Source organism: Acinetobacter sp. (assembly GCF_041919735.1).
Taxonomy (GTDB): domain Bacteria; phylum Pseudomonadota; class Gammaproteobacteria; order Pseudomonadales; family Moraxellaceae; genus Acinetobacter.
Genome location: NZ_JAYRTF010000007.1, coordinates 1 through 14,105 on the forward strand (window position 1 = coordinate 1; position 14,105 = coordinate 14,105).

Genomic DNA, 14,105 nt, shown 5'->3' on the forward strand with positions numbered 1-14,105 from the left:
TCAATTACGCAGAATAATTCGGTACTATTGAACATTAGGACTAGAGTTGTGAGTTTTGTGTGGTAACTCAACTGATGGCTCTAGTCCTCTTATTTTCAAGTTTATTTCTTATCCGCGATTCGGGTTATAATAGCAACTTAGAACTATGTAAAAAATATCTCCTACAAACAGAAAAGTATTCAAAACTTCCTAAGGCTCAAATTTTAATATCCGATGAAGATTTAGACAATGTCCGTAATGAACCATGGTTCATTGAATTGTTAGAGCGCTTAAAAGCAAAAGAAGAAGCCGACAAAGTAGCATAAACAAAAAAAAACCGCTAAATAGCGGGTTTTCTTTTAGCTTCAAATCTTAAGCAGATTTTTTTGCTTGATTATTCTTACGAATCGTAATCATCACTAATTGCACTGCTGCTGGCGTTACACCTGGAATACGGCTTGCTTGAGCAAGTGTTTCTGGACGCACATTATTCAGCTTTAATGTAATTTCACGAGAAAGACCCGAAACCACATCGTAATTAAAGTCTTCTGGAATACGTGTGTCTTCCAAACGCTTCATTTGCGCCACGTCTTCTTGCTGACGGTTAATATAGCCTGCATATTTCACCGCAATTTCAATCTGCTCACCCACAAATGCAGACACTTGAGAATCAGTCAATTCAGCAATTTGCGAGAAGTTGATATTCGGACGTTTCAGCAAATCAATCGCATTGGTTTCTTTAGACAGATCATCACCTGTCATTTCAACGAATTTTTTGCCTAGGGGGTTATTTGGCGCAGCCCAAAGATGCTGCAAACGGCCTTTTTCAGTTTCGACTGCTTCCATTTTTTGGCAGAACGAATCCCAACGCGCATCATCCACCAAACCAAGTTCACGGCCAATAGCGGTTAAACGCTGATCCGCATTGTCTTCACGCAGCATCAAACGGTATTCAGCACGTGAAGTAAACATTCGGTACGGTTCTTTAGTGCCCAAAGTAATCAAGTCGTCAACCAATACACCCATGTACGCTTCATCACGTTTAGGCGTCCATTGTTCTTGATCCCATGCACGGCGCGCAGCGTTCAAGCCAGCAAGCAAGCCTTGAGCACCTGCTTCTTCATAACCAGTCGTACCGTTAATTTGACCTGCAAAATACAGGTTATTAATTGATTTGGTTTCTAAAGAGAATTTCAAAGATTGCGGATTAAAATAATCGTATTCAATGGCATAGCCCGGACGCAGAATATGCGCATTTTCCATACCACGGATTGAACGCACCAATTCAAACTGCACATCAAATGGCAATGACGTTGAAATACCATTTGGATAAAGCTCATGTGTGTCTAAACCTTCAGGCTCTAGGAATACTTGATGCGAGTCTTTATCAGCAAATTTATGAATCTTGTCTTCAATCGATGGGCAGTAACGCGGGCCGACACCTTCAATCACACCGGTATACATTGGTGAACGGTCTAAGCCGCCACGGATAATCTCATGCGTACGTTCATTGGTATGGGTAATGTAGCAATTGATTTGCTCAGGATGCATTGACGCATCGCCCATGAATGACATGGTTGGAGACGGGAAATCGCCCGGCTGCGGCGTCATGACAGAGAAATCAACAGAACGCGCATCAATACGCGGCGGTGTACCGGTTTTTAAACGGCCTACAGGCAAGTTCAATTCACGCAGGCGCGCAGCCAATGAAATTGAAGGAGGATCACCCGCACGGCCGCCGGAAGCATTATTCAGACCAACGTGGATCACGCCGCCCAAGAATGTACCAGTGGTCAACACAACGGTTTTCGCATCAAAACGGATACCCATTTGTGTCACGACGCCTTTTACGGTATCGCCTTCGACAATCAAGTCATCCGCTGCTTGTTGGAAAATATCCAAGTTGGCTTGATTTTCTAGCGTATGGCGAATGGCCGCTTTAAAACGCACACGGTCAGCCTGCGCACGTGTCGCACGCACTGCAGCGCCTTTACGCGAGTTTAAAATACGGAATTGAATGCCGCCTTTATCGGCAGCCAAGGCCATCGCGCCGCCCAAGGCGTCAATTTCACGTACTAAATGTGATTTACCGATACCGCCGATGGCTGGGTTGCAGCTCATCTGCCCTAAAGTCTCGATATTGTGCGTCAACAGCAGAGTCTGTCGACCCATACGCGCCGCAGCAAGCGCAGCTTCGGTACCCGCGTGACCGCCGCCGATAACAATGACATCGTAAACTTTAGGATAATGCATAGTGGTATTGGAAGAATTAAAAAATTGATGACCGAAGATTATAGCAAAATTTCAAACATTAGTTGAGTGATTCAGTCAATTTTATTGTGATTGCCAACAGCTGGATAGGCTTGAGCTTTTGCGCTTTTGCCATAAGTTTGTTATTCAGCTTTGCACAACTCATCAAAATGAAACAATTTTACCGTAAAACTTACCCGATCAATGTTGTTTTATTCTGACTATTTTTTATCCTATTAATTGACTCTACGAGAAACCATAAGGACAACAATCATGAATAAGAACGTCTTATTGTCATCGATTCTCTGCGGTTTGTGTTTGGCGCCATTTGCCGCGTCGGCAAATGATAAAGTTCAAACGGTTTATAATGCTCAGAAGTATCAGCAAGTCTGCAAAGGCAAATCCCAAGGCGCCCAAGTCAGCTTTGCCTACCGTGGAATTATCTGGAACGGCACATGCGAGCCTCAGTTCTTTGCTTCCGGCAAAAATGTTGCGGTTGAAGGCAATGAAAATGAATTATTCACTTCCTGCTCAAGCGGTTCAGGCGCAACCACCGTCATGCTGAACGGTACAGAAGTTAAAGGCCACTGCGCTTTAGGCTTTACGCCTCCTCGTCCTAAATAAGCTGAGCGGCAACCATTTATCTATTTGCTGCAATTGAATGTTAACTGTTTCAAAAAGCGGGTGAAAAGGTTTAATTTTCACCCGCTTTTATATATTGCTAATTTAACCAGCTCAGCTAAACTCAGGGGGATAGATACCGTTGTTTAGGCCTCAGGGCTTTACAAAAAACATAACAGGACAAAAATAAAAAAAGGATATTCCATGGATTCGGGGTTATTTGCTTTTTTTCTGCCCGTAACATTGTCCCTCATGATGATGGGTCTGGGTTTGGAACTTTCAATTAAGGATTTCATCCGTGTAGGGCGCTATCCTAAAGCGATCTTCTTAGCACTGTTCACACAGCTGATTATTCTGGTCTTTATTGCCTTCTTAATTTGCAAGATTCTGAATTTACCGCCTTTGCTGTCTGTCGGCTTAATGCTCTTGGCCTCGACACCTGGCGGGCCTACTGCAAATTTATTCAGCTACATTTATAAAGGCGATGTAGCGCTCAATATCACCTTAACCGCGCTCAACTCCATCATCAGCTGCTTTACACTGCCGTTTATTGCCAATTTATCCATCATGTACTTTTTAGGCGACAATCAAACCATCGGCATGCCTGTGGAAAAAATTGCGCACGTTTTCCTAATCATTTTCATTCCCGTGTGCATTGGCATGCTGCTGCGTCAAACCTTGCCTAGCATCAGCTATCAGCTGACCCGGCCAATGCGCTTTCTTTCGATCTCATTTATTTTCTTTATTTTTCTGTATGCGCTGTTTAGAGAAAAATCCAATGTGGCGCTGTATTTTCATAATGCCGGCTTAGCCACTGGCCTATTTTGCTTTACCAGCCTATTTTTAGGCTATTTAATTCCACATGTCGCCAATATTCCAGAAAAACAGGCCCGCGCCTGCACATTTGAAATCGGCATCCACAATACCGCCATTTCATTGACCATTGCGCTTTCCGTGCTGTCCAATACCACGATTGCCATTCCTGCAGGCGTATACACCATATTCATGTATGTTTTTGCGGTGTTCTTCGGCTTTATGTTAACGCGCAAAAGCAATGACCTCATCCGCCACTCAAACAGCACCAAAATTTAACCTTGCCCTATATAGGCTTTAAAAAACCAATCAGCCTTAACTTAAAAGGATAAAACACCGCCAAGCAGGAAAAATTATAAAACAAATAATTACTTACATCATAAGACATAAATAAACCATTAGTTTCCCCAACAACAAGTCAGACAGCCATGAACTAACAGCCAATTTTATCTTAAGGAGTGTACAGATGGATTCTGGAATTATTACCGTGATGCTGCCTTTGGCATTGGCCATCATCATGATTGGCCTTGGTTTGGAACTCACCCCTAAAGATTTTTCACGGGTTACCAAACACCCCAAAGCGGTTCTCATTGCCCTGTTTTGCCAATTGGTGCTGCTGGTTGGCATTGCCTTTTTGCTTTGCAAACTTCTGGCTTTGCCGCCATTGCTGGCCGTCGGCCTGATGCTGCTCGCCGCTTCACCCGGCGGCAGTACTGCCAATCTGTTCAGCTATCTCTTTAAAGGCGATTTGGCGCTGAACATTACCCTGACCGCTATTAACTCCGTCGTTGCCGCCCTGACCCTGCCTTTAATTGTCAATTTTTCCATTCTTCATTTCATGCAGGAAAGCCAGCAGATCAGCCTGCAATTTGCCAAAATTCTGCAAGTATTCGGCATTATTATTGTTCCGGTCTGCATTGGCATGCTGATCCGGCATTTTACCCCTGCGCTGACTGAAAAGCTGAACAAGCCGCTGCGCATCTTTGCAGTCGTTTTTCTATTATTAATTATTGCGGGCGCCATCTTCAGCGAACGGCAGAATATTGCCGAATATCTCGGCCAAGTGGGTGCAGCGACAGCAATCTTCTGCATCTGCAGCTTGAGTATCGGCTATTTTGTTCCGCGCTTCCTTGGAATCAACAGCACACAGGCCCGGGCATGCGCTTTCGAGATCGGCATTCATAACAGCACATTGGCCATGACCATTGCCCTTACGGTCATGGCCAGCTCCACAATTGCAATGCCTGCAGCCGTGTATTCCATTTTCATGTATATCTTCGCAGCCGGATTTGGCATGCTGATCAGCAAGTTTGCGCCGCTGAGCGCAGAGGCTCAAACCGACGCGCGAAGCAATACAGCCGTGTAGGCTGCTGCTCTCACGGCTTTAAAGCAATAGCCTGTTTTGAAGCAATAAATAAAGGGTGCTCCAGCATCCTTTATTTTTTTATGCAGAAAATAGTTATAGGCGGCGCATCCTGAGTTCCGCTACAATAGCTTTTTTACATAACAAATTTAGGTTTATCCCGTGAAGTGGTTACAAATTCATATTACTGTTGATCAAGCTCAAGTCGATTACACTGAAACCCTGCTTAGCTCTTTAGGCGCAGTCAGTGTAACCCTGGATGATGCTGAGAATCAGGAACTGCTGGAACCGCTTCCTGGCGAAACTCCGCTTTGGAATAAAGTCATCGTTACCGGCATTTACGCTCAGGAAGATGATGAACAGATTGATGTTGCCGCTTTAGAGACATTTATTAAGGCCCAATTGCCTGATGCGCCAATGCGCAGTGAGTTTATCGAAGATCAGGAATGGGAACGCACTTGGATGGATGCGTATGAGCCGATCCAAATTGGTGAAAAATACTGGATTGTTCCTGAGTGGATGGAAGCGCCCGAAGCGGATGCTGTCAACATTAAACTGGATCCAGGCCTGGCATTCGGCACAGGCAACCACGCTTCAACTTTCCTTTGCCTGCAATGGCTCGGCCAAACCGATGTCAAAGATAAAATTGTCATCGACTATGGTTGCGGTTCAGGCATTTTAGGCGTAGCCGCTTTGCTGCTTGGCGCGAAAAAAGTCTATGCAACAGATATTGACCCGCAAGCCGTACATGCAACCCAGCAGAATGCTGAGCTGAATGGCGTACTGGATAAACTGTATGTTGGCTTGCCGGAAGAATTCAATGCCGAATTCAAAGGCCAGCAAGCGGATGTGTTGCTTGCAAATATTTTGGCAGGCCCGCTGATGTCGCTTGCGCCGGAATTCTCAACTTTAATTAAATCTGAGGGTGAGTTCGCACTCGCGGGTGTAATTAAAGAGCAAGTTGATGATGTTTCTGGTGTTTATTCTGAATTTTTTGATATATTAGATGTCCAAGAACGTGAAGAACACTGGTGCCGAGTTTCAGGTAAGCGCCAATAAGCATTAACCGGTTTACTTTGAACACTTATGAGCCATAAACAGACATTCTGCCCGACTTGCGCTACTACCTATAAAGTAACAGTTGCTCAGCTGACTATGGCTCAGGGCATGGTCTGCTGCCCGAAGTGTTCAACCTCATTCAATGCCCTCAGCCACTTGGTTGCAGCTAAAGTGTTTCAAGCAGCTGCCGCGACTGAGGCTGTCTCAAACAGCAATGCGCCCTTTCAAACGCAGACCATCGACATCAGCAAGCTAGATTTTCAAGATGAACCTGATAGCCAGATTGAATCCAGCCAGCCGCGCACGCTTTTAGATATTTTTGACGATAAAGTTGAAAACTCCAACATTGATCTGAAAACCTATCTCAACAACCTCAACTATTTCAGCACAGAACCGATTGGCAACTTCCCTGCACTCAACTGGTCAGAAAAATCAGATGCCGAATCCAAACATGGCGTTCTGTATTATGTCATGTGGACATCCGTCAACATGCTCTTGTTCTGCGTGCTCTTATTTCAATTTTTCTGGTTCAACCCGCAGTATTTGAAAAATAGTCCTGTGATGGCTGTGGCATTCAATGGTGCGTGTGAAGTATTCAACTGCTCTAAGCTTGAAGAACATTACAATTTAATCGCAACCAAAAAAGTAAAAGTCCGCGCCGTTTCTAAAAAAGAAGTCGCATTTTCCGGGCAGCTGATCAACTATCATGAACGGAGCTTAGCCCTGCCACTCATCAAAGTTGACTTAAAAGATAACGGCACCGTGTTTGCAACCTATTTACTGCATCCGCAGGAATATTTAACAGAAAGCCTTGCCGGCATTCAGCGCATTCCATCCAACAGCCCGTTCAAATTCAATTTCAAGCTTCCTGTCGACCGCAAAAGCTTTGATAGCTACGATTTAGAAATAATTCGTCCATAAGATTGAAAAAAACTATTAAAAATTGCAAAAAAACTAAAAAAAAATGCAGTTTTCTTGCTCACTTTTTCTTAGACAATGGTATGATACGCGCCACGAAAGCTTTGCACTGCAAACACCTCACTGATTTTTCAAAATAAATACGATCCAGCTAAATGCGCTTTATCCCTATATTGCGTATAGAGCAGATTTTTTTGTTTAATTTTTGCCTGTAACAAATATTAATCTATTGTTACGCTTAAATTTCGATCAGATTCGGCGAGTTGTGGCAAGCTAAAGCTAAATTGCAATGTACACGTTTTAGAGCTTCTGTTTTAAGATCTAAGACAGAGTTCATTGAATTTATAGACCACTTTTTTTATATCACTTTACCCAAGTGATACCTGATTTTTTCGGATTAATTCGCATGAATAGCAAATCTCCTATTTTTACTGCACAATCTGATGTTGCTCTTCGTATTCACGTAGATCGCGCAGTTCGCCATTACTTTGCTCAGCTGCAAGGCGAACAGCCTTCTCAGGTATATGACATGGTGCTGGCAGAAATGGAGAAACCTCTTTTATCTGTAGTTCTTGAATATACACGTGGCAACCAGACTCGCGCTGCTGAAATTCTCGGACTGAACCGTGGCACTTTACGTAAAAAGTTAAAAGCTCACGGTTTAATGAGTGAATAAATGATAAAATGCTTGCGGCTTCCGCGGGCATTTTTTTTGACCCGAATTTGGCTATTTCTGTTTTATTTGTAATTGAAAACTGTGACGAAGATCATGACTATCAAACGCGCTTTAATCTCTGTTTCTGACAAGACTGGTATTGTTGAGTTTGCACAAAACCTTGCTGCTCTTGGGGTAGAAATTTTATCTACTGGCGGTACATACAAATTATTGAAAGACAATAATGTTGCTGTAGTTGAAGTTTCAGAGCACACTGGTTTCCCAGAGATGATGGACGGCCGTGTAAAAACACTGCATCCGAAAATCCATGGAGGCATCTTAGCTCGCCGCGGTCTAGACGAAGCTGTGATGGCTGAACACAACATCGATGCGATCGATTTAGTTGTTGTTAACCTTTACCCATTTGCTGCAACTGTTGCAAAACCGAACTGTTCACTTGCTGATGCCATCGAAAATATCGACATCGGCGGTCCAACTATGGTTCGCGCTGCGGCGAAAAACCATGCATCTGTAGGTATTGTGGTTAATGCTGCTGACTATGCAACTGTTGTTGAAGAACTGAAAGCCAATGGCGCTTTATCTCATGCAACACGTTTTGACTTAGCGGTTAAAGCTTTTGAACACACTGCTCAATACGATGGCATGATCGCTTCTTACTTAGGCGCTCGCGTAGGTAAAGAAGAAGGTCAAGCAGACAAATTTGCACGTACCTTCAATACACAATTGAATAAAGTTCAAGACCTTCGTTACGGTGAAAACCCGCATCAATCTGCTGCATTCTATGTAGAAGACACTGCGTCTGAAGCTTCTGTTTCAACTGCGAAACAGCTTCAAGGTAAAGAACTTTCTTATAACAATATCGCAGATACAGATGCAGCGCTTGAATGCGTGAAATCATTTGCTAAGCCTGCATGTGTAATCGTTAAACACGCAAACCCATGCGGTGTTGCAGTATCTTTAGACGGCATCCAAGCTGCTTATGACCTTGCTTATGCAACTGACCCTGAATCTGCATTTGGCGGCATCATTGCATTCAACCGTGAATTAGATGTTGCAACTGCGCAAGCGATTGTAGACCGTCAATTCGTTGAAGTAATCATTGCACCAAGCATTGCTGAAGGTGTTCTTGAAGTGACTGGCGCAAAGAAAAACGTACGTGTATTGGTATGCGGCGAACTTCCAGCGATCACTGAGCGTAAAGCGCAGCTTGACTACAAACGCGTAAACGGTGGCTTACTGGTTCAAGATCAAGACTTAGGCATGATCACTAAAGATGACCTTAAAGTTGTGACTAAACGCGCGCCGACTGAAGCAGAAATTGATGATTTAATCTTTGCTTGGAAAGTTGCGAAATACGTTAAATCAAACGCGATTGTATATGCAAAAGGCCGTCAAACTATTGGTGTAGGCGCAGGTCAAATGAGCCGTGTTAACTCTGCTCGTATTGCTGCGATCAAAGCGGAACATGCTGGCTTAGTGGTTGAAGGTGCTGTAATGGCGTCTGATGCATTCTTCCCATTCCGTGACGGTATTGATAATGCTGCGAAAGCAGGTATCAAATGCATTATCCAGCCGGGTGGTTCTATGCGTGATGAAGAAACAATTGCAGCAGCTGACGAAGCTGGCATTGCAATGGTCTTCACTGGCATGCGTCACTTCCGTCATTGATTGATTAAAAATCGTATTTATTAATCCCCCTAAATCCCCCTTTGTAAAAAGGGGGACTTTTCACGTAAGAAACCTTGATTTTCAAGCGTGATCCCCTCCCTTTTTTAAAGGGAGGTCGGGAGGGATTTTATTCTTTTGAGGGATTTTTAGATGAATATTTTAGTTTTGGGTAATGGCGGTCGTGAACATGCATTGGCATGGAAAATCGCACAAGACGACAAAGTTGCAAAAGTATTTGTAGCGCCGGGTAACGCAGGTTCTGCAACTGAAAATAAATGCGAAAATGTTGCCTTAAATATTTTAGACAATGCTGCGATTATCGATTTTGCTAAAAACAATGCCGTTGATTTAATCGTTGTTGGCCCAGAGGCGCCGTTGGTTAACGGTGTAGTCGATGCTTGCCGTGAAGCAGGCGTAAAAATTTGGGGCCCTACTCAATTTGCAGCGCAGCTTGAAGGCTCTAAAGCATTCGCAAAACACTTCTTAAAACGCCACAATATTCCAACGGCTTTTTATGACGTATTTACCGAAGTGGATGCCGCAAAAGCATTTGTAGAAAAAAATGGCGCGCCGATTGTGATCAAGGCAGATGGCCTTGCTGCAGGTAAAGGCGTGATTGTTGCCATGACTAATCAAGAAGCATTTGATGCGATTGATGACATGCTAGCAGGCAACAAATTCGGTGATGCAGGTTCTCGCGTTGTGATCGAAGAATTCCTTGCTGGCGAAGAAGCGTCTTTCATTTGCATGATTGATGGCGACAACATTTTACCAATGGCAACGTCTCAAGATCACAAACGTATTTTTGAAGGCGACCAAGGTCCAAACACTGGCGGTATGGGTGCATACTCTCCTGCACCTGTTGTGACTGCTGACGTATTTGAAAAAACCATGAATGAAGTGATGCGTCCTACCGTTGAAGGTATGAAAAAAGACGGTCACGTGTATACAGGTTTCTTATACGCAGGCTTGATGATTGATGAACAAGGTCAACCGAAAGTGATCGAGTTCAACTGCCGTTTTGGCGACCCTGAAACTCAGCCGATCATGATGCGCTTAAAATCATCATTGGTTGATTTGGTTGAAGCGGGTATTGCAGGTAACCTCCCTGCGGAAGCTGAATGGGATGAGCGTAAAACTGTCGGTATCGTGCTTGCGTCTAAAGGCTACCCAGAAACTTCAAGCAGCAATGATGTAATTTCAGGTTTAGACACTGAAATGACTGATGCCAAAGTGTTCCATGCAGGGACTAAAGTCAATGAAAATGGCGAAATTGTCACTGCTGGTGGTCGTGTGCTTTGTGTGACTGCACTGGGCAATACAATTGGTGAAGCACAAGCAAAAGCTTTAGAACTTTGCCAAAAAGTGACGTTTGATGGCGTTCAATACCGTAAGGATATTGGCTACCGTGCAATTGCTCGTGAAAATGCTTAATCTAAATTTTTGATTAAGTAAAAACCCCGCTGAGTGCGGGGTTTTTAACAGTATAAGTTCTAAGCACTAGGCTTATGCTGAGGACTGCCTTTCCATTTAAAAGCGTTTAAAACTTCTGTCAAAATACTTTGCAAATGATTCATCGATTCAGGTGATACATCTACTTCACCATAATGACCATCTGCCATAGTTGATCCATACTTAGAACCATTTAAACAATTTAATATTAATGCACCATTTGGAGCATTTATAAAGCCATTATCAACAGGCTTTAAATCCAAAGGTTTTGGATTTCTTCCTCCCCCCAAACTTCTCGATCTATCCTCTAAATGTTGAACTGTATTTCTAACTCCACGTAAATTAGGGAAATATTCCGTCATTTTCTGATATGCATTTTTCACTTCAATTGGAACACGTTCATAATTAGAGAGAACTTTAAGAAATTTATCAAAGGTATCCAAAGCATATAAAAATGCTCGTGCGTACAAAAATGCTAAATTATGATTAAATTCTCTAGGAATATCTCCTTGGCTCCATTTTTCTCTTTTAAAAATAACTTCTGTTTTTAAATTGATCTCATCCATATAATCCCAATGATTCTTACCTTCTTGAAGAATTTCAGCTTCAATCTGCTTCCTTATCTCACTTCTTCTATTATTATCTAGAAGCCAATCTTCTTTAGATGTCGATTCCTGATGATCAATTGAATGAAAAAGATTTAATGCTAAATTTGCTTCGAAAAATTGTCCTTCTAAGGAACGGAGCTGACTTTCAACTTCCCAACTCCACTCTCGATCCTCATAATCAAGCCAAATACCTGGAGTAATAATTTCATAAATATACATCACACCCTCATTTTATTTTTATAATAAAATTAAGGAATTATAATATTACATCTATGAAAAACATCCAAACCCCTCGCCTCATTCTCCGCCAATGGCAAGACTCCGACACTGCCCCATTTATTCAAATGTGTGCTGACGATGATGTCATGCGTTATTTCCTTAAAAAGCTCAATGCTGCCGAGGCTACGGCATTTATGCAGCACATGCGCGATGCCATCGAAACACGTGGTTGGGGTTTATATGCCGTTGAGCTGAAAGCCACAGGTGAATTTATTGGCTTTATCGGATTACATATCCATCCACCTGAGTTTGAAATAGCAGATGCACCCGAAATTGGTTGGCGGTTACTGCCTCAATATTGGCATCAAGGCTATGCCACCGAAGGTGCAAAAGCAGTATTAAAACATGCTTTTAGAAATCTTAGATTAGATAAAATCATTTCATTTACAGCTTGCCTGAATACGCCATCTGAACGTGTGATGCAAAGAATTGGAATGGATAAGGTGAGAAAGTTTGATCATCCTTTAGTTCCAGATGACCATCCATTACACCGCCATGTACTGTACGAAATACATCGCAGCGACTTTGTGCATCACACTTTTTGCTGATGCAAAAGTTTTCCATGCAGGTTAAAACACTTGTAAATGGTAATATCATGGCTACTGGCGGCCGCGTACTTTGTGTGACTGCACTAGGCAATACCATTGGTGAAGCGCAAGCGAAAGCTTTAGAGCTATGCCAAAAAGTGACGTTTGATGGTGTTCAATCCCGTAAAGATATTGGCTACCGCGCAATTGCTCATAAAAATGCCTCATCTCTATGAATTGCTTCAGCAATCCTAAATACTGATTTGATTTTAACCTTATCTTCAGTCTTTAAAGACCCGCCAAATGCAGGTCTTTTTTAATTAAAGCGCAGCCGTTTTTTTGAATGACATTTTATATAGGCAGTCATTTTAATGATTTGCCCTGTATTTATCTGCACCGACCATGTTCTCTTTTTTGAAAAAAAAAGCTTTCATTCAAAATAACAAATATCTTCAGCAGCCTCTGTGGGGCGCATTTAAGCTGCAAAGCATGTAGATGAAACTGCCAGATACTCCTCAACATCCGAACATCTAAACTCAGGATTTCATCAATCAGGAATCTATATGCAAAAAACAGATAACTAATCCAATTTTATTTACAAATTACTAATATGCATTAAAGCGCCATTTGATGGCTCAAAATTCAATAAAAGCATTTGTTTTCTTTATTAAATTCTATAAAACATCAACTAATTGCAGAATCGGCCCTCAGCCCGGCGCTGAAAGTCATACTATGTATAATTATAATTTATTGATATGATAAACAAATCTTTAGAGCCTGTTTTAAACAAATAAAATTCATTTGAAATGGACATCTAATACCAGAATGCAATGAACATGCATATAGCGGCCTGACTGCGTGTCTCCGCTATGCGGCATGTTCAGCAATGTTAAAAATTCGACATTAACTGTCGAGAATGCAAAGGACTCCATTCTCTTGCATTTCCTGATCAGGAATTATTCATGAAAAAGCTGTTTAGCGTATTACTCAGCGCATCCGTGCTGACCCTTTCTGCATGCGGAAAGCAAGAAGCGCCAAAAACTGATGCAGCTCAAGCAGATGCAGGCAAAGAACAAGTCGTGACTATGGCTTCTACAGGTTCCGATGCAGACGTTTGGCGTTATATTGCTGGTTTGCCTGAAACCAAGCAAGCAGGCATCAAGCTGGAAGTTAAAAACTTTACCGACTATGTATCGATGAACACCGCTGTTGCCAACAAAGAAATTGACGTGAATGCATTCCAATCGTATGCATACATGGTTGCGTTCAATGACAACAACAAAGAAAAAATTGCACCGCTTTCTACAACTTATTTAGAGCCAATGGGCATCTATTCAAGCAAAATCAAAAAGCTTGAAGATTTCAAAACTGGCGCAACGATTGCCATTCCTAACGATGGCGCTAACGAGTCGCGCGCTTTATTGCTGCTTCAATCTGCAGGTCTTGTAAAATTAAAAGCTGATTTTGACAATGTCAAAGGCACACCTGCTGACATTACAGAAAATGCGAAAAAAATCGTGATCAAGCCAATCCAAATGGCAACTGCTGTCCGTGTTAAAGATGAAGTGGATGCCATTGTTCTAGGCAATACTTTAGCAATGGAAGGCGGTTTAAACGTATTAAAAGATTCTGTTTACTACGAGCCGATTGACCAAAGCACAAAAATGAACGTCAACGTTTTAGCAGTTGCGGCTGGCCGTGAAAATGACGAAACGCTGAAAAAAGTTGGCGCGCTGTACCACACTCCAGCTGTTGCAAAATATGTTCAAGAACACTTCGGCGGCACAAAAGTTGATGTTAACAAGCCAACAAGCTACCTAACTGACGCAAAATAGTTCTATACTTAACGTATCTAAACAGGCAAATTCACTTTGCCTGTTTTTCTTTTATCT

Annotated in this window: 13 protein-coding genes and 1 pseudogene; 12 read left to right on the plus strand and 2 right to left on the minus strand. The window is 42.5% G+C overall.

The genetic code is table 11. The annotated features are described in order from the left end of the window. Positions 1–59 precede the first annotated feature (59 nt). Entirely contained in the window at positions 60–305 is a 246-nt protein-coding gene (locus ACE3T3_RS05435; protein ID WP_374664840.1) for a hypothetical protein, read from the plus strand. 46 nt (positions 306–351) lie between these two features. Here the strand turns inward: ACE3T3_RS05435 and mnmG are convergent, their stop codons facing one another. Beyond that, positions 352–2,232: a tRNA uridine-5-carboxymethylaminomethyl(34) synthesis enzyme MnmG gene (gene mnmG / locus ACE3T3_RS05440; RefSeq protein WP_374664842.1), complete on the minus strand. Its 1,881-nt coding sequence runs from the start codon at positions 2,230–2,232 to the stop codon at positions 352–354. A 270-nt stretch (positions 2,233–2,502) separates the two neighbouring features. Between mnmG and ACE3T3_RS05445 the strand changes: the two genes are divergently transcribed. The 8 genes from ACE3T3_RS05445 to purD all read left to right on the plus strand — a co-directional run bounded on the left by ACE3T3_RS05445 (position 2,503) and on the right by purD (position 10,781). Next, a complete protein-coding gene (locus tag ACE3T3_RS05445) occupies positions 2,503–2,853 on the plus strand; it encodes a hypothetical protein (RefSeq protein WP_374664844.1) in 351 nt (116 codons plus the stop codon). Between the two features lie 201 nt (positions 2,854–3,054). Next, on the plus strand, positions 3,055–3,942 hold the full coding sequence (locus ACE3T3_RS05450; RefSeq protein ID WP_374664846.1) for a bile acid:sodium symporter family protein: 888 nt from the start codon (positions 3,055–3,057) through the stop codon (positions 3,940–3,942). A gap of 187 nt (positions 3,943–4,129) precedes the next feature. Then, positions 4,130–5,029: a bile acid:sodium symporter family protein gene (locus tag ACE3T3_RS05455; RefSeq protein ID WP_374664848.1), complete on the plus strand. Its 900-nt coding sequence runs from the start codon at positions 4,130–4,132 to the stop codon at positions 5,027–5,029. Positions 5,030–5,188: 159 nt separating this feature from the next. After that, positions 5,189–6,085 (plus strand): 50S ribosomal protein L11 methyltransferase, encoded by an 897-nt coding sequence (gene prmA, locus ACE3T3_RS05460; RefSeq protein ID WP_374664850.1) that lies wholly within the window; start codon positions 5,189–5,191, stop codon positions 6,083–6,085. Between the two features lie 27 nt (positions 6,086–6,112). Then, positions 6,113–7,006 carry a DUF3426 domain-containing protein gene (locus tag ACE3T3_RS05465; RefSeq protein ID WP_374664852.1) on the plus strand — a complete coding sequence of 298 codons (894 nt, stop codon included), beginning with the start codon at positions 6,113–6,115 and terminating at the stop codon, positions 7,004–7,006. A 403-nt stretch (positions 7,007–7,409) separates the two neighbouring features. Further along, positions 7,410–7,679, plus strand: coding sequence for a DNA-binding transcriptional regulator Fis (gene fis / locus ACE3T3_RS05470; RefSeq protein WP_001086304.1), 270 nt, complete (start codon positions 7,410–7,412; stop codon positions 7,677–7,679). Between the two features lie 93 nt (positions 7,680–7,772). Then, complete coding sequence (gene purH, locus ACE3T3_RS05475; protein WP_374664854.1) at positions 7,773–9,347, plus strand: bifunctional phosphoribosylaminoimidazolecarboxamide formyltransferase/IMP cyclohydrolase; 1,575 nt, start codon at positions 7,773–7,775, stop codon at positions 9,345–9,347. A gap of 150 nt (positions 9,348–9,497) precedes the next feature. Next, on the plus strand, positions 9,498–10,781 hold the full coding sequence (purD, locus tag ACE3T3_RS05480; RefSeq protein WP_374664856.1) for a phosphoribosylamine--glycine ligase: 1,284 nt from the start codon (positions 9,498–9,500) through the stop codon (positions 10,779–10,781). A 59-nt stretch (positions 10,782–10,840) separates the two neighbouring features. Here the strand turns inward: purD and ACE3T3_RS05485 are convergent, their stop codons facing one another. Beyond that, positions 10,841–11,626, minus strand: a complete 786-nt coding sequence (locus tag ACE3T3_RS05485; protein WP_374664858.1) for a hypothetical protein — start codon at positions 11,624–11,626, stop codon at positions 10,841–10,843. Between the two features lie 53 nt (positions 11,627–11,679). On the opposite strand from ACE3T3_RS05485, the gene ACE3T3_RS05490 reads away from it, so the two are divergent. The 3 genes and pseudogenes from ACE3T3_RS05490 to ACE3T3_RS05500 all read left to right on the plus strand — a co-directional run bounded on the left by ACE3T3_RS05490 (position 11,680) and on the right by ACE3T3_RS05500 (position 14,048). Beyond that, positions 11,680–12,234, plus strand: a complete 555-nt coding sequence (locus ACE3T3_RS05490) for a GNAT family N-acetyltransferase (RefSeq protein WP_374664860.1) — start codon at positions 11,680–11,682, stop codon at positions 12,232–12,234. After that, positions 12,221–12,449, plus strand: a pseudogene (locus tag ACE3T3_RS05495) (phosphoribosylglycinamide synthetase C domain-containing protein); the annotation flags it as partial. The gene ACE3T3_RS05490 and the pseudogene ACE3T3_RS05495, both read left to right, overlap by 14 nt. Before the next feature lie 726 nt (positions 12,450–13,175). Beyond that, complete coding sequence (locus ACE3T3_RS05500) at positions 13,176–14,048, plus strand: MetQ/NlpA family ABC transporter substrate-binding protein (RefSeq protein WP_374664862.1); 873 nt, start codon at positions 13,176–13,178, stop codon at positions 14,046–14,048. Positions 14,049–14,105 lie beyond the last annotated feature (57 nt).